The organism is Chamaesiphon sp. GL140_3_metabinner_50, assembly GCF_025361915.1.
Classification (GTDB): domain Bacteria; phylum Cyanobacteriota; class Cyanobacteriia; order Cyanobacteriales; family Chamaesiphonaceae; genus Chamaesiphon.
The window spans coordinates 1-24,302 of sequence record NZ_JANYJC010000065.1; the positions used below are offsets into that span (position 1 = coordinate 1).

Sequence of the window (24,302 nt, forward strand, 5' to 3'; positions counted from 1 at the left end):
GCGCGCATCCGCTTTTGAAGGGGGATTTAGCGGCTCCCGCTCGCCTTTGTTCCCCGACGGTTTAGGGAGACAAGACAGCGGCGGTTTTATGTCTAGGGTTCCCCCCGTTGGCGGAGCCTCTCCGACAGGAGATCTAAAAAAACGACAAGACAGCGGCGGCTTTATGTCTAGGGTTCCCCCCGAATAAAAAAGCGGATTGATTTTCGGTCGGGTTTCCCGACCGTGAAAATCAACCAAGCACCGACAAGACAGCGCACCAAGCAGAGCAAGCGAAACCCAACAGACCCAACTATTAAAGCATTTTAACCGCCGCTCGATCGCATCGATCGAGCGGAAATTCGCACGAACATACAACTCACCAATTATGAATCGCCATTACAGTTTGCTTAATTTCAAGAGAATTACCTTATTTTTAGCATTAATGAGTGCCACCATTGTCACTACCGCCGCTAGAGTAGTAGCCATCCCGACAAATCCGCTTCCAGCCTCTTCCATAGCTCAAGCCACACCACCACCTCCACCCCAGCCCACTCAGCCCTCTACATCGAATTTGAGCGACATTAGCAGTAGCTGGGCAGAGCCGTTTATCAAAATCTTAGCCGACAAAAATATTATCGTCGGCTATCCAGACGGCACCTACCGCCCCGACCAACCGATTACCAGAGCCGAATTTGCCGCGATGCTCAACAAAGCCTTCGACCTCCAACCGATTCGAGAATCGCGCACCTTCGCCGATGTCCCCTCGAATTACTGGGCGGCATCTGTTATAGATCGAGCTTACCGGGCGGGCTTTTTGGCTGGACACCACAATAATACCTTCGGCCCCAACAAAAACATCGTCCGGATCGAATCCCTCGTCGCCCTCGTCAACGGGAGTAAAATCCAACCAGACGGTAGCACCGCCAGTCGCGTAGACGAGCTATTTACAGATGCCGCACAGATACCGAGTTATGGTCGCAATGCGATCGTCGCCGCCACTCAAAAATGCGTCGCTGTGAGCGTTTCCTATCCTGACAGCCGTACCTACGACCCCAATCGGATCGCCACCCGTGCGGATGTTGCAGCTTCTCTCCATCAAATCTTAGTTGCTGCGGGCCGACTCCCCGCCTTAGCTGCCGATAACCCCGCCCAAAAATATATCGTTAGCTGCGGTACCGCGCCATCTGTTGCCAAAATTACCGAAGCCGATATCCTCAACCGCACCAGCATCGGTACGGCACCCGGTATCGTCGTCTCTAGCGGACGCAAACCACTCAACGCCCCCGCAGGCGGCATTACCACCCCTACCGCCTTTGGTGCCAACTGGGGCGATATTTTTGCTGGAGCGGGCTACCAAGATAATTTACCCATCGCGATCGCGCCCAATGGCAGCGATAACAACACCGTTTACGGTGGAGGGATCGGTTTGGGTAACTCCAAGACTTTCGTCGGTCTAGAAACCTCCTACACTTCTGCTGGTACCAGTCTCGCTCAACGTGGTGGCTTTAACTTTAAGCTGCACAAACAACTCGGCGACAATCTCTCGATCGCTGCAGGCTGGGAAAACGCCATTCGCAATGGTTACACCACTGCCAACGATCCCAAAGATACCTACTACGGCGCAATTACCGGAATTCTCCCCGTTGGCGCAACTAGTAACTTTACCGCAACAGTCGGCGCGGGTAGCGGTCGCTTCCGCACCTTTAACGATCTGACTGCCGATAACAAGAATGTCAATATTTTCGGCAGCTTGGGCTTCCGCTTCTCCGAAAATATCGCCGTAGCGGCTGATTATAACGGGCGCAATTTCAGCGTCGGTTTACCCCTAACCGTCAAACTCGGCGACACGATCGGTTTACAAGTCACCCCCGCTCTGCTAGATATCGCTGGCGACCAAAATACCGGGCCAAAGAGCCGTTTTGCGCTCGGTGGCGGTATCGGCATCCATTTTTAGAGGTTTTAGGTTTTAGGTTTTAGCCTTTAGGTTTTAGGTTTTAGGCTTTAGCCTCTAGCCTTTAGCCTTTAGGTTTTAGCGAAGATCTACCCACCCCACTGGGCGGGTGACCCGACCAGTAGCCCTACGGGCACCCCTCCTAGGAGGGGATTTTCCTTACTCCCTACTCCCATCTCCTCCTATGAAGATTCAAAACCTCTCCCTGACGACAATTTCGACGATCGTTGCCATATTAGTGGCAAATAACGCTCCCGCTCAAGCCCAAAAATTTGTAGATATCATCGGCAATCCTCCTTACGGTGCCGATCCCGTCAATGGGGTCATTGGTAGCGGTGCGACCCCCGGTAGCGGCACTAAAATTACCTTTGCCGATGGTGTTAACGATCGCGTTAAAGCTGTCAGTGCCAATCTTACCGCAGCGAATATCAGCGGTACCCAATCGGTTGGTGGCAATTCGATCGAAGTCGATCCCGCCGCCGCCGAAACCGCTCTAGCAGTCATTAACGCCCCACTCAATTCCAATCCAGCAGCCCGCGATACCCTCGTTACTGCCTTAGGTGGCGGCATTCCCGCCCAACAACTCGCCCAATCGATGGTCGGATTGCGCGGTGGCGATGGCTCGATCGATCCAGTCATTCTTAACGGTGCCGTCAGTGCCTACAACAACTACATCAAGTCTCTGGTTAGTACCTCCCAAGTCACCCAAAGATCTTCATCCGAACTAGATACCTATCTCAGAAGTCTACCCCCCGGTCAAAAAGCCGCACAAGTACTCTTAGGCAAGTTAGTAGCAGCCGCCCGCTAACAGCATCGCTTATCATCCACACCCACCCCCCAATGACTTGCAGACACACCCCCCCTTGTCTGCGAGTCATTTTTCGCGTACCCCTCTCACTCCTTACTCCTTACTCCTTACTCTCATGTGATGCTTTTCCCCAAAATTTGGGCAACATAAGCTAAGTGAATCTCATCAAAGCGGCGATTACTTACGACGAAGCGCGGCTTTGCCAACGGCTAAAGGAAAGATTACACCTCAAAGTTTTGCATTTCAAAGATTGAGTTAAATGTAAATCTTACTTGTCATCAGCCAAATTATTTAATCGATCGGAACTTGATGTAGCACTTTTAACAATTCAACCGAAGAGATTAAAAGTATGGCTGGGACGACATTTTTACAATCAATAACCACTCAAGTTGTCTCTTCATTAGATTCGGCTTGGCAAGAATGCTTGAATCTAATTCCTCATGACTTTTACCATCTACCTGGATATTTAGCACTAGAAGCAGACCGAATTAATGGTGTTGCCGAAGCAATTATTGTTAAAGATGGGGAGAGTGTTTTTTTCTTGCCTTACATCATCCGCAATTGCGATTTAATTATCGGCGATACACGGGCATTTAATAACGATCGCATTTACGATATTGTCTCGCCTTATGGTTATCCTGGCATGTTGGTAAGTGAATCGGGTCAAAATACTCAATTTATGACAACCGCCTTAAATACTATCTATGAAAACTGGCGACAACGAAAGATCTGTTCGGCATTTTTGAGACTCCACCCGCTGTTCAATAGTTACATCGACCCGGCGATTAGCGATCGATACGATTCGGTCGATCGCAATGCTCCTTACGAGCGGTTGAATCCCCGTGGCGAAGTGGTCATCTGCGATCTCTCTGAAGATTTAGCAGCTATTTGGCGGCAAATTAGATCTAATCATCGGACTAAAATAACTAAAGCACAACGAGCTGGAGCTACGGTCAGAATGGTACCAATTGATGAATATTTAGATATATTTATCGATATTTATACTGAGACAATGCATCGAGTTAATGCGACAGGAACCTACTTTTTTACTAAAGATTATTTTCATAAACTAGTCGAAGCTCTAGGCGAAGGGATCTGGTTATGCATTGTCGAAGCAGATAGCGAAGTGATTGCGGCTAGTCTAATTACTGAATTTAGTGGCATAGTTCAATATCATTTAGGTGGTACGAGAACGCAATTTTTACCACAATCGCCGACCACGATTGCCTTCGATTACGTTATCCGGTGGGCAAAAGAACGGAATAATCGTTACCTGAATTTTGGTGGTGGACTTGGTAGCGATCGCGACTCGCTTTATCACTTCAAAGCTGGTTTTTCTAAGCATACAAAATCTTTTACAACGATGGAAGTTATTATTAATAGAGATCTCTACGATCGATTGACACAGTTTAGAGCTGAGTCTGCGGGAATGACTACATCAGAACTAAACAATTCATCATTTTTCCCGATTTATCGCTTACCATTGGCGTGAATTAACCTCGATCTCTAATCACAATGGCTCGATCTTCCCGATCGAAAACACCGCGACAGATCGTACCTGAAAATAATCTGGGTATAATTGAGAATAGCTCCCGAATCTAAATATAGGTCGCACTCGCAATCGATATCTACATTAGCACTCGTCACTCTTTAGCTAGGGATTTGTAGTAACGATTGCCCCCTCAATCTGTTAATTCTGTTTACTCCGAACGGTATTTTTAAATTAAGGTATCTAATATCTATAATCTGCTAATTTTAGCCCACACTCAATTTTATATATTCATATTTTCCGGCAATGACCAAACCTATTTTACTCTCAACTCCACATATGGGAAGTCGCGAACTCCAATTCGTGACCGAAGCCTTTGAAACTAATTGGATCGCCCCAATCGGCCCTCATGTTGATGCTTTCGAGCGAGAGTTCTGCCAAAAAGTAGGTTCGAGTCATGCAACTGCGGTAACTTCGGGTACAGCGGCGTTGCATTTAGCCCTCAAACTCGTCGGGGTAGGAGCTGGCGATGATGTATTTTGCTCTAGCCTAACTTTTTCGGCAAGTGCCAATCCGATTGTCTATGAAGGTGCCAAACCTGTCTTTATCGATAGCGACAGGCAATCGTGGAATATGGATGCCAAGCTGCTCGAAACCGCTCTAGAGCAACGCGCGCGGCTGTGTAAATTACCAAAAGCCGTAATTTTGGTACATATCTACGGACAATGTGCCGATATCGATCCAATTCTGGCCGCTTGCGAACATTATGGCGTACCGATTATCGAAGATGCCGCCGAAGCCTTAGGAGCCACCTATAAAGGGCGATCTCCCGGTACCTTTGGCAAGGTGGGCATTTTCTCGTTTAACGGCAACAAAATTATTACCACGTCCGGCGGGGGAATGTTAGTTTCTGAAGATGCCAGCATTACTTCTAAAGCCAAATTTTTGGCAACCCAAGCACGAGATCCCGCACCTCATTACCAGCATAGCGAAATTGGCTACAATTACCGCATGAGCAACGTTCTCGCAGGCATCGGACGCGGACAATTACTAGTATTAAACGATCGCGTCGCCGCCAGACGGCGCAACTGTGAAGTCTATCAGCAGGCTTTAGCACATCTCCCCGGTATTGAATTCATGCCAGAAGCCTCCTGGGGAACTGCTACCCGCTGGCTGACCTGCCTAACGATCGCTCCGACCGCTTTTGGTGTCGATCGCGAACACGTCCGTCTAGCCCTCGCTGAAGCTCAAATCGAAGCCCGTCCGGTGTGGAAGCCATTGCACATGCAACCGATTTTCCAAAATTACGATCGCGTTGGCGGTGAAGTTGCCGAAGATCTGTTCGATCGCGGTCTATGCCTACCTTCTGGCTCAAATTTATCAGATGAAGACCTCCATCGCGTCATCGATGCGATCGTTAAATGCGCCCGTTCCTAAAAAAATCCCCTCCTCGGAGGGGTGGCGCGTAGCGACGGGGTGGGTAGATCTTCGATCGTGCTAAAATCCTAGAGATCCCCCTAAATCCCCCTTCAAAAGGGGGACTTCCGGATCCGGTTCCCCCCTTTTGAAGGGGGGTTAGGGGGGATCTAGATCTCAAAACGAAGTCTATTCGATGAGTAGCGGAGACCTACCCACCCCGCCCTTCGGGCACCCCTCCGAGGAGGGGATTTTTAAGAGCGACCTAGACCGATGTAATCTTGTAGGGCTTTGACTTCTAGCGGTTGCGTTTGGAGCGACTTAATTGCCGCCGCCGTTGCTTTAGCACCCGCGATCGTGGTGACCATCGCAATCTTGTAGACTAGAGCCGTACGGCGAATTAATTTACCGTCGGCTTGGGCTTCTTCACCAGAAGGGGTATTAATAATTAGTTGAATTTGACTATTTTTAATGATATCGACCACATGCGGACGACCTTCGTGGAGTTTTAGCACTGGTTCGACGACTAAGCCATGCTCTTCTAATACTTTTTGAGTACCAGAAGTCGCGATAATTTTGAAGCCGAGGGCGATTAAATCGCGAACTACTGGGACGACGGCTTGTTTATCGCGATCGCTAGTCGATACGAATACTTTACCCGTCAATGGTAACTTCTGGCTGGCAGCGAGTTCGGCTTTGGCGTAGGCGCGACCAAAATCGACATCGATGCCCATGACTTCGCCTGTGGAGCGCATTTCGGGGCCGAGGAGCGTATCGGTACCGGGGAACCTGTCGAAGGGTAAGACGGCTTCTTTAACGGCGATATGGGTGGGGATGACTTCGGCGGTGTAGTTCAATCCGGCGAGGGTTTCGCCTGACATAATGCGGGCGGCATAACCCGCGAGTGGTACGCCTGTGGCTTTGGCGACGAATGGTACCGTGCGGGAGGCGCGGGGATTGGCTTCGAGGATATATACCTGTTCGCCCCGGACGGCAAATTGGATGTTCATTAGCCCGATCACTTTGAGCGATTGTGCCAGTTGGACTGTCCATTTGCGAATCGTGGCTAGTGTCGGCTCTGATAATGAGACATAGGGGAGTGAGCAAGCCGAATCACCGGAGTGAATTCCGGCTTGTTCGATATGCTCCATAATGCCGCCAATGACCACTTGCCCGGATGCGTCGGCAATTGCGTCTACATCGACTTCTATGGCGTTCTCTAGGAACTTATCGATCAGAATGGGGTGGTCGGGTTCGACCTGCACTGCATAGGTCATATAGCGTTCGAGTTCGGCATCGGAGTAGACAATTTCCATCGCGCGTCCGCCGAGGACGTAGGAGGGACGAACTACGACGGGATAACCGACGCGGTTGGCAACGCCTAGTGCATCGCCATAACTGCGCGCCATGCCGTTTTCGGGCTGTTGGATGCCGAGTTCGCGCAATACTAATTCAAATCGCTCCCGATTTTCAGCCATATCGATCGAATCTGGACTAGTGCCCCAGATTTTGGTGGTGATATTACTTTCTGCGGTTTGGGAGTCGAGATATTCTTGGAGGGGGACGGCTAATTTGAGTGGGGTTTGTCCGCCGAATTGGATGATGATGCCTTCAGGTTGCTCGGCTTCGATGATATTGAGGACATCTTCTTTGGTCAGTGGCTCGAAGTATAGCCGATCGCTGGTATCGTAGTCGGTGGATACGGTTTCGGGATTGGAGTTAACCATAATTGTCTCGAAGCCTTGTTTGCTGAGTGCGTAGGACGCATGACAGCAGCAGTAGTCGAATTCGATCCCTTGTCCGATCCGATTTGGCCCCCCGCCGAGAATCATCACTTTGCGCCGACTGGAGGGGATAACTTCGGTTTCTTCTTCGTAGGTGGAGTAGTAATAGGGGGTTTCGGCTTCAAATTCGGCGGCGCAGGTATCGACTAATTTATAAGCGGGAACTACGCCGAGAGATTTGCGATAGGTACGGACGATATCTTGATCGGTTTTGGTTGCATAAGCAATCTGCCAATCGCTAAAACCTTGACGTTTGACATCCCAGAGTTGGCTTTTAGTTAGAGCTGTTAATTGTTGGGTTTTGAGGAAAGATTCTGTAGTTAAAATATCTTGCAATTTATCGAGAAACCACATATCGACTCCCGTCAAATCGTAGATATCTTCGAGCGACATTTTAAGCTGCATCGCATGACGAATGCTAAAGATCCGATCGGGTGTCGGCGTTCTGAGCATGGAGCGGACTTGCTCGATCGAAGGTAACGATTCATCCCGATCGCAACCCCAGCCATACCGACCGATTTCGAGCGATCGTAAGGCTTTTTGAAAGGACTCTTGGAAGGTACGTCCGATCGCCATTGCTTCGCCGACTGACTTCATTTGAGTGGTTAATGTTTGAGACGAACCAGCAAATTTTTCAAAGGCAAACCGAGGAATTTTAGTAACTACATAATCGATCGTCGGCTCGAACGATGCGGGGGTTTTTTTGGTAATATCATTGGGGATTTCATCGAGTGTATAACCGACTGCTAATTTAGCTGCAAATTTAGCGATCGGAAATCCGGTTGCTTTAGAAGCTAACGCCGAAGAACGACTGACGCGGGGGTTCATTTCAATGACGATAAATTCGCCATTATCTGGGTGGACTGCAAATTGAATGTTAGAACCGCCTGTCTCGACACCAATCTCGCGGATGATTTTAATCGATGCATCTCGCAACCGCTGATACTCTTTATCTGTCAGGGTTTGCGCGGGAGCGACAGTAATCGAATCGCCAGTATGAATTCCCATCGGATCGATATTCTCGATCGAACAAATAATGACCACATTATCCGCCAGATCTCGCATTACTTCTAGTTCGTACTCCTTCCACCCCAGCAAAGATTTCTCGACCAAAATCTGATCCACAGGCGAAGCATCTAGTCCCGTCTGGACGATCTCTTCAAATTCTTCCTGATTGTACGCAATCCCCCCTCCGGCACCTCCGAGCGTGAAGGCGGGACGAATAATCAGCGGGTAGCTGCCGATCTCTTTACCGACTATTCGTCCCTCTGCGAGGGTCGTAGCGATGCCTGATGGACAAACTGGTACGCCGATCCGCGCCATTGCCTCTTTAAATAACAACCGATCTTCCGCCATTTCGATCGCACCTAATTTCGCGCCAATTAGTTCGACTCCATATTTTTCCAATACTCCCGATTTTGCCAGACTCACGGCAATATTTAAAGCCGTCTGTCCCCCCATCGTCGGGAGTAGCGCATCGGGACGTTCTTTCATAATGACTTTTTCGACCAATTCTGGCGTGAGCGGCTCGATATAAGTTCGATCGGCCGTATCCGGATCCGTCATAATGGTCGCAGGATTGGAGTTAACCAAAATTACCTGAAACCCTTCTTCCCGCAGTGCTTTACAAGCCTGAGTGCCAGAATAGTCAAATTCACACCCTTGTCCGATTGCGATCGGGCCAGAACCTAATAGTAAGATTTTGTGTATGTCAGTCCGGCGAGGCATATGTATTTAGGGGGGAGAGATGGGAGATGGGAGTTAGAGGAACAGTCTTTGAGATTGGTATTGTCGAATTTTGAATTCCGAATCTATCTTAGAGGGTTTAGGGTACCTGGTGAGAATTTTTTTGAGTTTTGGCAGACTAAAGATGTCGCAATCGCTCGTAAATAGGGAACTATAGCATGAGACGAAAATTAGCTAGCGCAACAGAGACATCTGTTGGCGCGCCTAGTTACTCGATCTCAATCTGGGTTTGACATTGCATCTCCAACTAACACTTCAATTCATGCTACTCCTATTCCTTCAACTATTGAGATTGCTAAGTTATGACGACCCTCACCCCAGCCGTAAATTCTCACCAAGAGCAGATTTATCAGCAAATTACCCGCTCTGTTAGTCAAACTCTAACCGAACATCAGCAACAGCTTCAGCTCGAACGGGAACAGATTAAGTGTTTGATGCAACTCTTAAACTCCCGTACCAACCTCAGTTTAGATGCACATTGCCAATCGGCGATCGAACGGTTGACATCATCACTCGATCGACATCAACAAGCCACAGATCGGGTATCTGATGCGATCGAGACGTTGGTTCAAGCCAAAGATGCCAAATTGTTGACAGTTAACGATCGCGGTGAGATTGCCACTTCTATGCAGTTGGAATTGAGCCAACTAGCACAGCGACTGGGAATCGAGCGCATTACCAAACTTTCAGCCGCTACCCACAATGTGACTGAGTGGTCGAAATTGATGCGGTTGCATCCCGATCCGGAAGGTTATCAATGGCAGTTGCCACGTTCTAAGCGCGGTTTCTACCACAAAACTAACTTGCAGATCGTCGGTACTAAGCCTGTCGATCTTGCCACAGGTTCGTCATTAAACTAGTAACAACAGCTACAACTTCCCACATTTTTAACTGTTATTCTCGATCGGGACGGCTTAATAACTTGGTAATTTTCCGCAATAGCTGTTCGGGATTTACCTGTTTCCATAAATAGTCATCGATGTGTCGTTTACCGATCGGACTAACGATCTCATCTTTAGTCGCGATCGCTAAAATTTTGAGCGTACTAATCGTACTAGATTTGCGGATATTGTCGATCGATCGATCGACAGTTCCGGCTTCCAGATCTAAATCGATAATTAGCAAATCTGGCTCGAACATGGCTATTTGTCTGAATGAAGATTCCGCAGACAGCAACCATGTCACTTGATATCTTGCCGCAGTCAAGATATCGCACATAAAGTTGGCGAGATCTTCATCTTGTTCGATTAAGACAATCCGATTGGGAATGGGGTTGAGTTCGGGATCTTGAAAAACTAGCTTGCGATCCATTTCTAGCCAATCATTTCGCTCTGGTACTTGTAGCGGCTGAGATGCCAGCCTAACTGTAAAAGTCGAACCAGAACCGATAATCGAATCAACTTCGATCGAGCCACCATGTAATTCGACTAATTGCTGGGTAATTGCCAATCCTAACCCCATACCGCCATAATCGCGATCGAAGTTACGATCGAGCTGGTGAAACTTTTTAAATAGTCGCGGAATTTGTGCTTCTTCAATGCCGATGCCGCTATCTTCTACCTCAATTACTGCGTAACAATCTTCAAGCCAAGATCTGACAATCACCGTGCCATTTTCTGGAGTAAATTTAATAGCATTAGTTAAAATATTTAATAAGACTTGACGCACCTGCTTGGCATCACCCTGGAAACGGAGATCGCGATTACCCCCGTCCGAAATATTGGTAGCATCTTTGATAATATGCACTTCTAAGTGAATCTTTCTCTGTTCGGCTTTAGCTCTGAATAGATCTACCACTTGCTCGATTAACTTTGCTAATGAAAATTCACTGACCTTCAAAAAAGTCTTGCCAACTTCTAATTTATAGAAGTCTAAAATATCATCGATCAACTCCGATAAATGTTCGCCGCTATTATGAATGACTTGCAGATATTTTTGTTGTCGTTCGGTTAAACTAAGTAATGGTAATCTAAGTAATGTTGCCGATAGCCCTAAAATGCTAGTTAGTGGCGTGCGTAATTCATGACTTAAAAGTGCTAAAAATTCAGTTTTAGATTGATTGGCTGTTTGCGCCACAATCACCGCATCGCGCAATTCTCGCGTGCGTTCGTTTACTCTGTGTTCTAGCTCTTGAGTGTGCCACAGGCTGTTAGTATACAGCTCTGAGCGATCGATTGCCAGAGCTAAATGTTCGGCAACCTGCTGTAAAAATTGACTTTCTCTAGTTTGCCATTGTCGAGCAGATTGACACTGGTGAGCGATTAATAAACCCCACAATTCTGTCTTAACAACAATCGGGACTACTAATTTTGACTTAATTTGCGATCGCGCCATTAAATCTAACATACATTGGTTTTGGGCGTATTCTAAATCGACTCGATCGATCTCTTTTGTCATCCCATTTCGATACTCATGCCAGATGCGACGATCTTCAAAACAATCTTGACGCTCGGTAACATCTAAAACCGATTGTAACTGCTCGTTGCCTAGCGACTCATAAGCAACTCTGCCGACACCAGTATAGTCATCAAAATCTCGATGGCTAACTTTACCGTCGATTTTATTAAAGTCAAACTGATAGACAATCAGTCGATCTGCATGTAAAAATGTTTGTACCCGATCGACAGCAGCTTGGAGAATGACTGGTAAATCTAATGTTTGATAGATTTGAGTAGTAATATAGTTAAGTAATTTTGCCTGAGCTACTTGTTGCTGTAGAACAATTTCGCGGTCGCTCTCATCTGACTTTGCCTCAATGAGGACATTCAATAACAACTGAGTAAAATGACCTTGCAGATCGCTATCGTTAGTAAAGTTCGGATCGACAATTAACTCTACAGTTGCTGGTAAGTAAGGAATGAGCGGCTGGATAAATAGCTCGATATTCGTGGGTACGAACGTAACTTCGATCGTCATCCGTGCTGCCCGACCTGAATCAATAATTTGCCCCGTTAGTAGTGCTTGAAACTTGGGAGATTGCAATAATAAAAATTGCGGTAAATCGGGTAATAAATTCTCCACACCAGATTCTACACCAATCTTGAACGATTCGCGGTTTAGCATGGCATTAGTTATCGATCGGACACCATCTTCTGCGGCGAATCCTTGCTCGTGAAGGATTGTTCCTGCCATTTTTTGCCACAGATCGCGGATAGTCTCAAAGGTATTCAGAGGGTAATTACCCCGGATGGTTGAGGTCAAATTAGGCATTGGCGAAGTTGACGGTACAGAGGAGATTTAATCTAAAGAAAATGTATTAATAAACGCTAAGAAATTATTAAGATATCAGTCAAAAGTGCGATCGGTCAGAACTAGACTCAAATAGACGATCGACAGCGTTTGCTTATAAATAGATCTTATTGCGATCGAGACCAACTAGCTGCAATACTCTAAGATCTTTTTATAATTGGCATCAATATCTTTAGGGAATAGGGAATAGGGAATAGGGAATGGTGGATATAGACAAAAGCGTCCCCCGTCTCCCAGTCCCCCGTCCCCCCGTCCCCCAGTCCCTCCATCCCCACCGACTAGTTGTGACACCTGCCTAACCCCTGATAAGATGAGTCAGCTAATGGAGAATGAAACCTGTGAGTATGCGAGTAATTATTGTACGGCACGGACAAAGTAGTTATAACAGCCAAGGGCGGATTCAAGGGCGGAGCGATTTATCTGTCTTGACCGATCGGGGTTGTGAAGATGCTAAACTCACAGGGGTAGCATTGCAGGGCTTAAAGTTCGATAAAGTTTATGCTAGTCCGCTGCAACGAGCGCAACAGACAGCCTCGATCGTGCTAACTCAGCTACAACAACAAGATCGGCTCCAGGCTGACGATCGACTGTTAGAGATCGATCTGCCATTATGGGAAACCATGCTCAATCAGGAAGTTCGCGAAAAATATGCAGCCGAATATCGCGCTTGGAAAGAACGTCCCCACGAACTAAAAATGTTGCTTCCACAAGCAGATGGTAGCCAGAGCGAATTTTTCCCGGTGTTGGCTTTATACCAACAAGCCGCTAACTTCTGGCAAGAGATATTACCACAACATCAAGACCAAACGATCGCGATCGTCGCCCACAATGGCATCAACCGCGCTTTAATTAGTACGGCATTGGGGATATCTCCAGCCCAGTATCACAGCATTCAGCAGTCAAATTGCGGCGTTACCGTGCTGAATTTTAGCGGCGGTTGGGGCGAAAAAGTCCAACTAGAATCGCTCAATCAAACCAGTCACTTAGGGCAGAAATTACCCACCTTTCGCCCGCAAAATATCGGCCCTCGCTTTCTGCTGATCCGTCATGGCGAAACCGACTGGAATCGTGCGGGCAAATTTCAAGGTCAAATCGACGTTCCTCTCAACGATAACGGACGCAATCAAGCCAGTCTAGCCGCAGAATTTTTAAAAACCACCCAAATCGACTTTGGATTTACCAGTCCGATGTTGCGTCCGAAAGAAACCGCCCAAATTATTCTCAAAGAGCATCCTAATTTAACATTACATGAGAATGCCGATCTCCGCGAAATCGGGCACGGACTCTGGGAAGGCAAATTTGAAGCCGAAATCGAGGCTGAATATCCCGGCGAACTTGCCCGTTGGCACACCCATCCCGAATCTGTCCAAATGCCTGAAGGCGAGAATCTTCAAAATGTTTGGAATCGAGCGACAGCAGCATGGCAACAAACGATCCGACAGGTGGGGAATAATACCCAAACAGGTATCGTTGTCGCTCATGATGCCACCAATAAAGTATTGCTATGTTCTTTGCTGGGACTAGGTTTAGCAGATATCTGGAAAATCAAACAGGGTAATGGTGCAGTCACCGTCATCGACTATCCAGATGGCATCGAAGGCAAACCCGTGATTCAAGCACTAAACATTACCAGTCATCTCTCTAGCGGCATCCTCGATAAAACCGCCGCTGGCGCATTATAAGGCTGCACTTGCAATTTAGAAAAGATGAACCAATTATTCCAACAGGTTAGAATATTAAACCCGATCGGTAACAGCGATGGCAATCTCACCGAACGAGTGGCAGATCTCTTAGTTATCGATGGCATAATTCAGGAAGTCTCCGACACCACTTTACTCCCCACTGACTTAGAGACTATTCCCGGAGGGCACCTCATCCTCGCACCCGGTTTGGTAGACTTATACAGTCACAGCGGTACGCCAGGGCATGAAGAACGCGAAACACTTACCTCCTTGCTACAATCTGCCCAAGCTGGCGGTTTTAGATCCCTAAACATCTTACCCGATACCTTACCCGCGCTCGATCGAGCTAGTAGTATAGTCAGCCTCGATCGCGAGTATCAGCAAATCGCCGTCCAAATGCCTAACTGCCCTCAACTCGGCTACTGGAGCGCGCTGACTGTCGGTGTCGAAGGTACGGCAATGACCGAATTAGCCGAACTTGCTACTACTAATATTACAGGCTGGGCAGATGGACGATCGATATCCAACCCTGCCCTAATTTGCCGCATCCTCGAATATCTCCAACCATTCAACCGCCCGATCGGATTATACGCGCTCGATCGCCAATTACGCGGGAATGGAGTCGCCAGAGCGGGTGTCGCCGCTCTAAAATATGGCTTACCCGTCGATCCGGTTAGTAGTGAAACCGCCGCGCTAGCCCAGCTCATCGAAATTATTGCCGAAGTCGGCACCCCCGTCCACTTAATGCGGATTTCCACCCGCCGAGGCGTAGAACTAGTCACAGCCGCCAAACAACGCGGCGTGCCGATTACCGCCAGTACCACATGGTTGCATCTCATCGCCAATACCACCGCTCTCGCCACCTACGACCCCAATTTTAAACTAAACCCGCCTTTAGGCAACCCATCCGACCAAATTGCCCTGATTGAAGGGATAAAAACAGGTGCGATCGATGCGATCGCGATCGACCATCACGCCTATACTTACGAGGAAAAAACCGTCGCATTTGGCGAAGCTCCCGCAGGCGCGATCGGGTTAGAATTAGCTCTACCGTTATTATGGGCAAATCTCGTCGTTCCAGGTAAGTTGTCTGCGCTAGAACTATGGGCGGCACTGAGTACCAATCCCGCACGCTGTCTGCACCAATCGCCACCCACTCAGTCGATCCTCTTCGATCCGCAGCAAACTTGGGTGGTTACTAAAAATAGCCTCAAATCTCTATCTCATAATACCGCATGGCTGGGTCGAGAAATTGTGGGTAAAGTCAATTGCGATCGAGCTTTATCTACGAGGTAAATAAATGACTTTCGGCAAGTCGTAGCAATAGTAGAGATTTCCAGACAAATAGCCAATGGTTGAATCAATCGCCAAATGCTAGACTACAGACATCACATACATTTTATAGTGTGGTATGTGGTGTGGAGTCAATAATTATGTTCAAACAATCCGTTTCAATCGTACTGATAACTTTATCTTTAGGCAGTTTGGCTAGTTGTAGCAAAAAAGTCGCCGAAAAACCCGTCGATACGGCTAAACCAGCTACCTCTAGCGCGATAACTACAACTAATAAACCAGCAAATAGTAGTGCGTTAGCAATAGTTCCAGCCGGAGTTACTATTAATACCGATCTGCAACAAGAACTTTCTAGCGGCAAAAATCGCAGTAATGAAAAGTTTACAATTAAAGTTAAAAATGGCTCGATTAGTAAATATCCAGCCCTTAAAGATGCCACAATCGAAGGACATTTAGAAAAAGTAACTAAAGCCGCCAAAGGCAAGAAAGCACAAATGAATCTCACATTTGACGATCTCAAACTTAAAAATGGCGAACTGTTACCGATCGATGCTGCTTTAGTCAACACTCAAGTTGAGACTAAAACTAAGGGTCAATTTCTTAAAAATGCTGGCATTGTTCTCGGCGGAACGATCGCAGGTAATTTTATCGGCGATAAGACTAAATTTAAGCATGGTAAACTAGCAGGAGCCGCCGCAGCTACCGCATTTGTTTTATCTAGTCCCGGTGGTGAAGTAGTCTTGAAAAAAGGTACCGATCTGCAAATTAAACTCAAGTCTAATATCGATCCCAATTAATATTTATTGCTAATTTAGCAAGCGTAAGTAAAAAACCCGACTTCTCCAAGAAGTCGGGTTTTTGGTGCGATTCATAGAATGCGATCGATATCTGCTAATTTAACGGTTGGATTCGATCGCTAATTATTGTCTTAACTTTGATTAAAATGATTTATTGATGGACTTTGATGGATTTCTATTCGACAATCTTAGTCCATCTATTCATTCCCTGCTTTGCATCTCATGAAGCATCAGGTAAATCATAGTTCAAATGGTATATTCTCGATTGGGAATCACCTTAATTAGCTAATGTGAGTACAACGACTCTCTATTCTCTGACCTCGATTAATCTTTCTAGCCACAATAAAATTAGCCAAACGATCGGGACTGTGGCGGCTAAACCGAGCCAGAAATCGTGGGCGAATCGCACGGAGCGATCGAGTGCCCAACCGCCCAATGGTGGCCCAATGGCGTAGCCAGCCGCCCAACAGAGCGAATTAATTGAGGTATAAACACCGCGTAAAGAAGGTGGAGCTAAATCGGCAATTAGGGCGGATGCGGTTGGTGTATAACTCACAATTGCTAGGGCAAATAATCCTAAGCCAAAACTCGCCCAGAGTATTTGTAAATTAGCAGTCGTCCCGGTTATAGTTATACAAACAAAACCTAAAATCCACAACCCACCAGAAATCATTAACGAGCGGACGTGACCCAAGCTTTGCAATAATTTGAGCATCGGCAATTGTGCGACAATCGTCATTAATAAATGTCCGGTAAATAAGGTACTAATTATTTGCGGACTAAAACCACTTGCCCCAGCTTGCGGCACAAAACCACTAAAATATAATGGTAAAGTGGTCTGAGTTTGAGAGATATAAACAGTCAAAATAATATTGACGGCAACGTAAACTAATAAACGTCGATCGCGTAATGCGGTAGTATAACCGCTCACAAATCTGACCGCTCTTGTTTGCGTTTGTAACGTCTCTCGAATGCCAAATGCGATCGTGAGGAAAAAACAGCAAAAAGAAATTCCATCGATAATAAATAACGTCCGATAAGAGCCACTAGCACTAATCAAAATTCCGCCAGCAATTATCCCCAATCCCATGCCCAAATTATCTGCTAATCGGGTAATTGCATAAGCAAATCGGCGTTCTTCTCCATCAGTAAGATCGGCAACGATCGCTTCATTAGCAGGCCAATACAATCCTAATCCTAAACCCTGCACCAAACAACCGATTATTAGAGTTTCAAAACTATTAGTACTGGCGAGAATAAAAGCCGAAATTGCCAGTACGAACATTGCTAATAATAATACTGGCTTGCGTCCCCAGCGATCGGCATAAGTGCCACTAATCAACCGTCCAGTGACACCAGAAATCGAGGCACTACCTAATGCTAATCCTACCGATGTCGCCGATAACCCGACTTGCTGCACGAAAAAAATCGGGGCGTAAAATAGCGTAAATCCGCTCCCGATTTCTGACAGTAATCGACCTAGCGCGAGGATCCAAATCTGTCGAGGTAGCTTGAGCATAATCGGAATGAGGGTATATCAATATGTTGACACACTAGTTCCGACTCGACTTAGCTATTATTTGGTTATTAGCCGCGATTGTCTAAAATATCGACCCGAACTCGACCGACACCAGTACTTTTGAGACCGATGGCTTCAGCCGCACCAGCGGAAATGTCGATAATCCGATTGCCGTGAAATGGGCCGCGATCGTTAATTCTGACGATGACAGTCTGACCAGTTCTGATATTAGTAACTCGAACTTTAGTACCGAAGGGTAGAGTGCGATGTGCGGCGGTTAAACCACTAGGATTGTACCTCTCACCATTTGCGGTCTTAGAACCGCCTTCACTGCCATACCAGGAGGCTTTCCCGGTTTGAGTGGAGACGATTTTTTCTAAAATTGGTTGCGAAGTGGCTGCTGCTGGCTCAATTTTAACGATCGTGGGTGTAGGCGAAATCGATTGAAAGGGAATGGTCGATTGTTTGGGACGCTCGACGGGAATGGCAATACTCGGCTCTGGTGCGACGATTTTATCGTCAACTTGAGCGATGACGGTTGCCACAATTTGCTGGGGACGCTCTTCTTGAATAATAAATACTGGCGCACCTGCTTCAAAACTGGGCAGATTGGCTTTATCTTTGTAGCTGACGATCGGGGCAACTTGAGGAACGCTACTAGTCTCCGTACGTTCGCTGGGGGCGATGGTAGCTGTTGCCGAGCGCGAATCTTCAGCGATGGGGGTAGTGGCGATCTCAGCTCTAACAGTAGCCGAATTAGTAATTGTCGTTGGTAACTTGCGGGCTAGCTGCGAATTATCGCTACGAGTGACGAAAATTGGCGGACTGGCAACTTGGCTGGTGAAGATTGTAGTTGGGGTTGTCGGTGTGACTTTGGTAACTTGAGGCAGTGGTACGACAGAACTTACTCTAACTGGTGCGGTATCAATCGGATTCGGGATTGAGACAATTGGGTTGCTCGCGCGCAGAGCTGGATTGAAAACCGATGGCTCGGTAAAAGCTGGAGAGATCGGAGCTGGAGCCTGGATTTTACTGGGGAAGCTAACCGATTTGGCAATTTTGAGCGATCGTTGGGGGGTAATGATTTTAATTTTACCCGATGGAGTGAGGATCGGCAAGGCACTCACTTGCGGCACCGCTTTAACAATTTCAGGTGCGGTACTGGTTTGGAATTCTGTAACTGCTGGGGGCGTTGTTGCCGATGCTAGCGATGGTTGTGGGGTACTAACTGCACCCACTGGCGATGGTACTTCAGCCCGAACGCTAGAAATTGGCGCGATTACCGTACTCAGACATAATGCAGTCAGGCAGTTCCAACGATGTTGATTCATAATTCTTCGGGGAGAAACAATATTACGTTACATCAGACCGAGGCGTTCGACTTGAGTTATTAAACTAGTCCAAACCATCTAAGACAAATAAAATATTAGATGTCGATCGACATAGCCATTTAACCATCCGCGTAGCATCGACTCTGACAATCGATTTTACCTGAATTACGTCACCGATAAACCTTGCTTTGACTACAATTACAACATTTAGTTGCTTACTAAATTACCAGAAACGGTAGATAACACTTAGATTGAGTCCGATCTCTGCAAAACCTAGCACGACCTGGAGTAGAGAGATCGACTCGAAACATGCATCGATTAGCGATTGCGACGACCTTGACGGCGACCTTCACCACCACCGACAACTTCCATGCGGACAGTACCGACACCAGAATTGGTCAAACCGATCGCTCTTGCTGCGCCGACGGATAAGTCGATAACTCTACCACCAGTATAGGGGCCGCGATCGTTAATCCGGACTACTACCGAACGACCAGTAGCAGGACTAGTAACGCGAACTCTGGTACCGAAAGGTAAAGTTCGGTGAGCGGCAGTATAGCCACCTGGTTGATACCTTTCACCATTTGCAGTTAGAGGGCCACCTTCACCTGGTTGGTTACCGTAAAAAGAAGCTTGTCCGACTGATTGAGCGATTAACTGTTTTGATTCGATGGAATTGGGTTGAGTGGAATTGACTGATGGTGTAGCAGATGCCGCTGTGGAAACAGCTAAAGTTGCTACGAGAGCAGTTAATCCAGTCAAAGTTTGGTGATTCATAAGCCTATTGTGAAACGTCTTTATCTTTGAGATTCGGTTTGGTTATACCTCACAAATTGAGATTAATTCACCAGTTCCTAACTCATACTTGTCCCGTGTTCACCTCGGTGTGAGGAACGATGGGTCTACCATAACACGAAGTTTTTCGCGATTTTACCGATCGAAATCCTTGACAAAACCTGTTTTGTATGCGATCGAAATACCTCGATCGAGTGCCAAAATTCCGAGCGATCCCCACCCTTCCAAGCTTTGAGTGATGCGATCCCCAAGATTTTTTAATCAGGAAAAATGATATGTTACATTTTTTCATATATATTATTTAAATGATAATTCCCTCGATCTGGGGTTGACGGGTTTTGAAAATTAGCTATTTTTTTATTAAAATTTTATAAAATAGAGCTGCTAACGATCGAAATTGACACACCAAACTCTCCAGATCGCCATCATTTGAAATTGCTAAGTTAGAGAGTAGGGTGGAACATTAGTAAAATAACGTCCTGAAGATTCGTGTAACTATTGATACGAGAATGTCTCAGTAATATCGCTTATCGGCAAAATGCCCAATTTAGCGACACTAATATAGAGAACGATTGGGCTTGGGAAACAATCTTATCGATCCTGTCGTCGGCCCTCAAAATCCAGCACATTTGCGGAGTGTAAAGCGATCGCGGTAGAATGCCTGTGTCTCGATCTCGCGTACGAGTTAGCTATGGATTATCAACAAGCAGGTGTCGATGTGGTGGCTGGGAGGGCGTTTGTCGAAAACATCAAAAACCTCGTCCACAGCACGCATCGTCCGGGAGTTTTAGGGGGTTTAGGCGGTTTTAGCGGCTGGTTTGAATTACCCGCCGGATACCGACAGCCAGTACTCGTCTCTGGTACCGATGGGGTGGGTACCAAACTTAAAATTGCCCAAGAATTAGATAATCATGCCTCGATCGGCATCGATTTAGTCGCCATGTGCGTTAATGATATTCTCACCTGTGGAGCCGAGCCGCTCTATTTTCTCGACTACTTGGCAACAGGTAAACTTAATTCTACCCAACTCACCCAGGTAGTTGCGGGAATTGCCGATGGCTGTCGTCAGGCGGGTTGTGCCTTACTCGGCGGCGAGACGGCAGAAATGCCCGGATTTTATCAATCGGGTGAATACGATTTGGCTGGCTTTGCGGTGGGAATTGCCGAAAAGAGCAAACTCATCGATGGCTCCCAGATTCAGGTTGGCGATGTGGCGATCGGTTTAGCCAGTAGTGGTATTCATAGTAATGGCTATAGTCTGGTGCGAAAAATTGTCGCCGATGGTGGCTATCGGTGGGAGGATACCCCCAGTAGCTTGGCGGGGCAAAATTTGGGACACGTTTACCTCACACCCACTCAAATATATGTGAAGCCGATTTTAGCCGCGATCGAGCGACAATTACCAATTCATGGCATGGCGCATATTACTGGTGGGGGGTTACCCGAAAATTTACCTCGCTGCTTGAGTGCTAACCATTCGATCGCGATCGATCTCCATAGTTGGCAAATTCCCCCAGCGTTTCAATGGCTAGCCGAGGCGGGAAATGTGGCTCCGGTAGATATGTTTAATACTTTTAATATGGGCATCGGTTATGTAGTTATCGTGCCAGCAACGGTGGTAACAGAATCGATCGCCTTTTTTGAATCGCAGCAAATTGCATCTTACGCAATCGGGAAAGTAGTTGCAGGCGATCGATCTTTAATCGGCATACCTAAGTAAGGTTCGCTAAATTCAACCGTTTGTCAACATGAGAGTAGGAGTAATTCTACGCTCATTTTTTTCGATTATATTTCGATCGTTCATGGGAATACTTAGTGTATCGATCGAGATTCGATTACCTACGACGAAGCGCGGCTACACCAACGCAAGTTGAAGTAAGGGGATAAGATTCATTCAATATCCACCACCATTAGAGTTAATTGTCTGTCCAGTAATCCATTGGGCATCATCTGTCACCAGCCAACTAATTAACCTCGCCGCATCTTCTGGTTTTCCCCATCGCCCCTGCGGATTGGCGGCGCGAATTAGTTCGTAAAGTTCTGCATCAGCCCAAGCTGTATCTGTCGCACCTGGATTGACAGTATTTACCGTAATTCCACGCGGAATTAGATGAGCCGATAAACTCAGCGTCAGTTGCTGCAAAGCACCCTTTGAAGCAACATAAGCAAGTTCGCTAGGCATGGGGGTCAGATGTTGTCCAGAGGTTAGCAAAATTACTCTACCGCCAGAAATTTTGTGGTGTTGGGCTGCAAAAGCTTGAGTTAAAAGTAACGTTCCGCGCACGTTTATTTGTAGATGTAAATCGATTTCTGCTGCGGTTAGTTCTTCTAAATTTCCCATCGTGCTGTAGACATGATTGGCAACTAAAATATCCACATGTCCAAACGATCGAACCGCAGCATTTATAATTTGACTAGGCACGGCAGGATCGAGAAAATCTCCCTCAGCATGAGCGATTTGAGTACCATATTCCTGAAGTGTAGCTATTAAGCCAGAAATACCGTCAGCATCGGCTCCCCATTCTCGATCTGCGTCGTAGGATGTAAAAGAATGAATAAAAACATCGGCACCCATCATTGCTAGCTGTTGAGCGATCGCAAAGCCAATTCCTTTGCGCCGACTAACGCCCGTAACTAGAGCAACACGACCTTTCAAAACTGATTCAGGCATAATATTCACACTTTTTGAATTAGCTAAATTTTACCCGATCGAATACCGCACTATCCAAATCGTCGATCGTTTTACTAAATTCTCAATATTGTATTCTCGATTCTTCTTTAAAGAGGCCATGCCAATGAAAGGCAATGAATATCTTTACAAATCGGCTCGATCGAGTATGGATATCAATCGTTCCTCGACTTCCTTCAAATATTCTCTCAACCCCGTATCAGATCCTCTCGATCGCACATTTCTAGATCGGTTTCTTCCCAGCATTGCTGTTCGCGGACAATATCACCATCTGTAAGCTTTTTAACAACTAATTTAGGATTTCGATCTTCACCTGGATCGTCGCGTAATTTATGAGCCTCCTCACAAGGATCGAAAGTTAATTTGGTTTTTAGCTGTGCTAAGATTCGCTTTTCTTCTAAATCTGAGGGGATAAAACCATTTAAAACCCAAGCTTCCCGCATTCGATCGGCTGTACCGATGATAATTTCTATTTGCGGTTGGCGATCCTCATGTTCCGATCTTGCTTGCTCGATGCCCCTTCTTCGCTCTGGTTGATTATCTAGATCGCGAATAAAGAGAACTGCGGCAATCTTTCGATGCTCTTTTAAATGGAGCAGTTTGATTAAATTCACGATTTTCATTGCCGCCGCACCGTCCGCCTTCAACGAGCCAGTTTTACCATGACCTAAAAATCTAGGCATCGGAATACCAGCTTTTTTAGCTCGATCGATAATATCATTAGTATCTTTCCAGCATGAATACTCACTTCCTGAATCTAAACCAGTCCATTGAAATAGATGTTGTAAACTTTCCTGTTCTAACCAATCTACCTTTTCGACAAGAACGCGCTCGGCTAATTTTGTTGCAGTAACAGCATCCATTCTACCTTCAACAATAACAATAACCTCAATCATTCACATCTCCGTCCAGCACCCAATCTTCTCCTTCTGCATTCCAAAATTCGCCAGTAGTCAAAGTTTGTTTTGCCCATTCTGCATCGGGATGTTCGTCTAGTCGTTTGGCATGAGTAAATCCAGCTTTAGAATTACTCAAAACATGAACTTGGGAAGGTTCGAGTTCATCGATGATATAGGGAGAGTGAGTAGTGAAAATAATCTGTAAATTTGGATTAGTTTGAATAATTCGCTTAAATACGGTGATTAATTCTCGTTGTGCTTTGGGATGAAGTCCCTGCTCGATATCATCTAGTAATACTAAATTTGGCTGCTTAGGATTCATTAATACGGTCAGTAAACCTAAAGTTAGCATCGTCCCTTCACTAATAGCATGAGCGGGAATGCGATCGCCTGTATTCATATCCAGAACAATTTCTTGTCCGGTGACTTCTTGGTTTTCTTCATAAGAGATAGATTTACCATCAACTTCGATCGATCTCTGTCGATCGATCTTAACTTTGGCACGTCTTACTCCTACTTTTCGCACACCTGGAACGATCTGCTGCAACATTTCCTGTATAGATTCAAATCGATCTGGAGCCTCACTTCTGAAATAGTCTAATGTCGGTGCTAGTCCCGATCCGTCAAATTTAACTTCTGGAATAATTTCTTCGCTATAAGCTGATTTTACTAAGTTAGTTGCGATTAATTTTAGGTAAATCATAAACTGTAAATCTTGAAGTGTAGTTATAGGTGAGTTTAATTTATCCCATCCTATTATAATTTTCTCCTGTCCGCTAATATTCCTTACATACTAGAAACTGTCCACTCCGATGCTGGGCAAAATGATTTTTATTTATTTAGTGAGGAAGATTAGTTCTGACGAAAGATTCAAC

Annotated in this window: 17 protein-coding genes and 1 pseudogene; 10 read left to right on the forward strand and 8 right to left on the reverse strand. The window is 46.3% G+C overall.

Annotated features, from left to right (window positions below; translation table 11 throughout):
* The 5 genes from Q0R35_RS03280 to Q0R35_RS03300 form a co-directional block, all read left to right on the forward strand.
* A partial coding sequence (locus tag Q0R35_RS03280) for a hypothetical protein (protein ID WP_295614438.1) occupies window positions 1-187 on the forward strand: 187 nt, incomplete at its 5' end.
* 177 nt (window positions 188-364) lie between these two features.
* On the forward strand, window positions 365-1,933 hold the full coding sequence (locus Q0R35_RS03285) for an S-layer homology domain-containing protein (protein WP_295614440.1): 1,569 nt from the start codon (window positions 365-367) through the stop codon (window positions 1,931-1,933).
* A 181-nt stretch (window positions 1,934-2,114) separates the two neighbouring features.
* Entirely contained in the window at window positions 2,115-2,738 is a 624-nt protein-coding gene (locus Q0R35_RS03290) for a hypothetical protein (RefSeq protein WP_295614442.1), read from the forward strand.
* 349 nt (window positions 2,739-3,087) lie between these two features.
* The gene (locus Q0R35_RS03295; protein ID WP_295614444.1) at window positions 3,088-4,230 is read left to right on the forward strand and encodes a GNAT family N-acetyltransferase; all 1,143 of its coding nucleotides are present in this window, start codon (window positions 3,088-3,090) and stop codon (window positions 4,228-4,230) included.
* 303 nt (window positions 4,231-4,533) lie between these two features.
* Entirely contained in the window at window positions 4,534-5,664 is a 1,131-nt protein-coding gene (locus tag Q0R35_RS03300; RefSeq protein ID WP_295614446.1) for a DegT/DnrJ/EryC1/StrS family aminotransferase, read from the forward strand.
* Window positions 5,665-5,897: 233 nt separating this feature from the next.
* Here Q0R35_RS03300 and carB read toward each other — a convergent pair whose 3' ends face one another.
* Entirely contained in the window at window positions 5,898-9,155 is a 3,258-nt protein-coding gene (gene carB, locus Q0R35_RS03305; protein WP_295614448.1) for a carbamoyl-phosphate synthase large subunit, read from the reverse strand.
* A 320-nt stretch (window positions 9,156-9,475) separates the two neighbouring features.
* On the opposite strand from carB, the gene Q0R35_RS03310 reads away from it, so the two are divergent.
* Window positions 9,476-10,033 carry a hypothetical protein gene (locus Q0R35_RS03310; RefSeq protein WP_295614450.1) on the forward strand — a complete coding sequence of 186 codons (558 nt, stop codon included), beginning with the start codon at window positions 9,476-9,478 and terminating at the stop codon, window positions 10,031-10,033.
* A 34-nt stretch (window positions 10,034-10,067) separates the two neighbouring features.
* Here Q0R35_RS03310 and Q0R35_RS03315 read toward each other — a convergent pair whose 3' ends face one another.
* A complete protein-coding gene (locus Q0R35_RS03315; RefSeq protein WP_295614451.1) occupies window positions 10,068-12,383 on the reverse strand; it encodes an ATP-binding protein in 2,316 nt (771 codons plus the stop codon).
* A gap of 383 nt (window positions 12,384-12,766) precedes the next feature.
* Between Q0R35_RS03315 and Q0R35_RS03320 the strand changes: the two genes are divergently transcribed.
* From Q0R35_RS03320 to Q0R35_RS03330, 3 genes are all read left to right on the forward strand, one after another.
* The gene (locus Q0R35_RS03320; protein WP_366944814.1) at window positions 12,767-14,104 is read left to right on the forward strand and encodes a histidine phosphatase family protein; all 1,338 of its coding nucleotides are present in this window, start codon (window positions 12,767-12,769) and stop codon (window positions 14,102-14,104) included.
* Window positions 14,105-14,128: 24 nt separating this feature from the next.
* Entirely contained in the window at window positions 14,129-15,400 is a 1,272-nt protein-coding gene (locus Q0R35_RS03325) for a dihydroorotase (protein ID WP_295614453.1), read from the forward strand.
* A gap of 137 nt (window positions 15,401-15,537) precedes the next feature.
* On the forward strand, window positions 15,538-16,194 hold the full coding sequence (locus tag Q0R35_RS03330; RefSeq protein ID WP_295614454.1) for a hypothetical protein: 657 nt from the start codon (window positions 15,538-15,540) through the stop codon (window positions 16,192-16,194).
* A gap of 307 nt (window positions 16,195-16,501) precedes the next feature.
* Here the strand turns inward: Q0R35_RS03330 and Q0R35_RS03335 are convergent, their stop codons facing one another.
* From Q0R35_RS03335 to Q0R35_RS03345, 3 genes and pseudogenes are all read right to left on the reverse strand, one after another.
* Window positions 16,502-17,713, reverse strand: a complete 1,212-nt coding sequence (locus tag Q0R35_RS03335; protein ID WP_295614456.1) for an MFS transporter — start codon at window positions 17,711-17,713, stop codon at window positions 16,502-16,504.
* Between the two features lie 68 nt (window positions 17,714-17,781).
* Window positions 17,782-19,044 (reverse strand): septal ring lytic transglycosylase RlpA family protein, encoded by a 1,263-nt coding sequence (locus Q0R35_RS03340; protein WP_295614458.1) that lies wholly within the window; start codon window positions 19,042-19,044, stop codon window positions 17,782-17,784.
* Between the two features lie 318 nt (window positions 19,045-19,362).
* A pseudogene (locus Q0R35_RS03345) lies at window positions 19,363-19,683 on the reverse strand (septal ring lytic transglycosylase RlpA family protein); the annotation flags it as partial.
* An 847-nt stretch (window positions 19,684-20,530) separates the two neighbouring features.
* Here Q0R35_RS03345 and purM point away from each other — a divergent pair.
* Complete coding sequence (gene purM / locus Q0R35_RS03350) at window positions 20,531-21,559, forward strand: phosphoribosylformylglycinamidine cyclo-ligase (protein WP_295614460.1); 1,029 nt, start codon at window positions 20,531-20,533, stop codon at window positions 21,557-21,559.
* Window positions 21,560-21,733: 174 nt separating this feature from the next.
* Here the strand turns inward: purM and Q0R35_RS03355 are convergent, their stop codons facing one another.
* The 3 genes from Q0R35_RS03355 to Q0R35_RS03365 form a co-directional block, all read right to left on the reverse strand.
* Window positions 21,734-22,510, reverse strand: a complete 777-nt coding sequence (locus tag Q0R35_RS03355; protein ID WP_295614462.1) for an SDR family oxidoreductase — start codon at window positions 22,508-22,510, stop codon at window positions 21,734-21,736.
* Window positions 22,511-22,716: 206 nt separating this feature from the next.
* On the reverse strand, window positions 22,717-23,424 hold the full coding sequence (locus Q0R35_RS03360; protein ID WP_295614464.1) for a hypothetical protein: 708 nt from the start codon (window positions 23,422-23,424) through the stop codon (window positions 22,717-22,719).
* Entirely contained in the window at window positions 23,417-24,130 is a 714-nt protein-coding gene (locus Q0R35_RS03365; protein ID WP_295614465.1) for an AAA family ATPase, read from the reverse strand. Before Q0R35_RS03365 ends, Q0R35_RS03360 begins: the two co-directional genes overlap by 8 nt.
* Window positions 24,131-24,302: the final 172 nt, after the last annotated feature.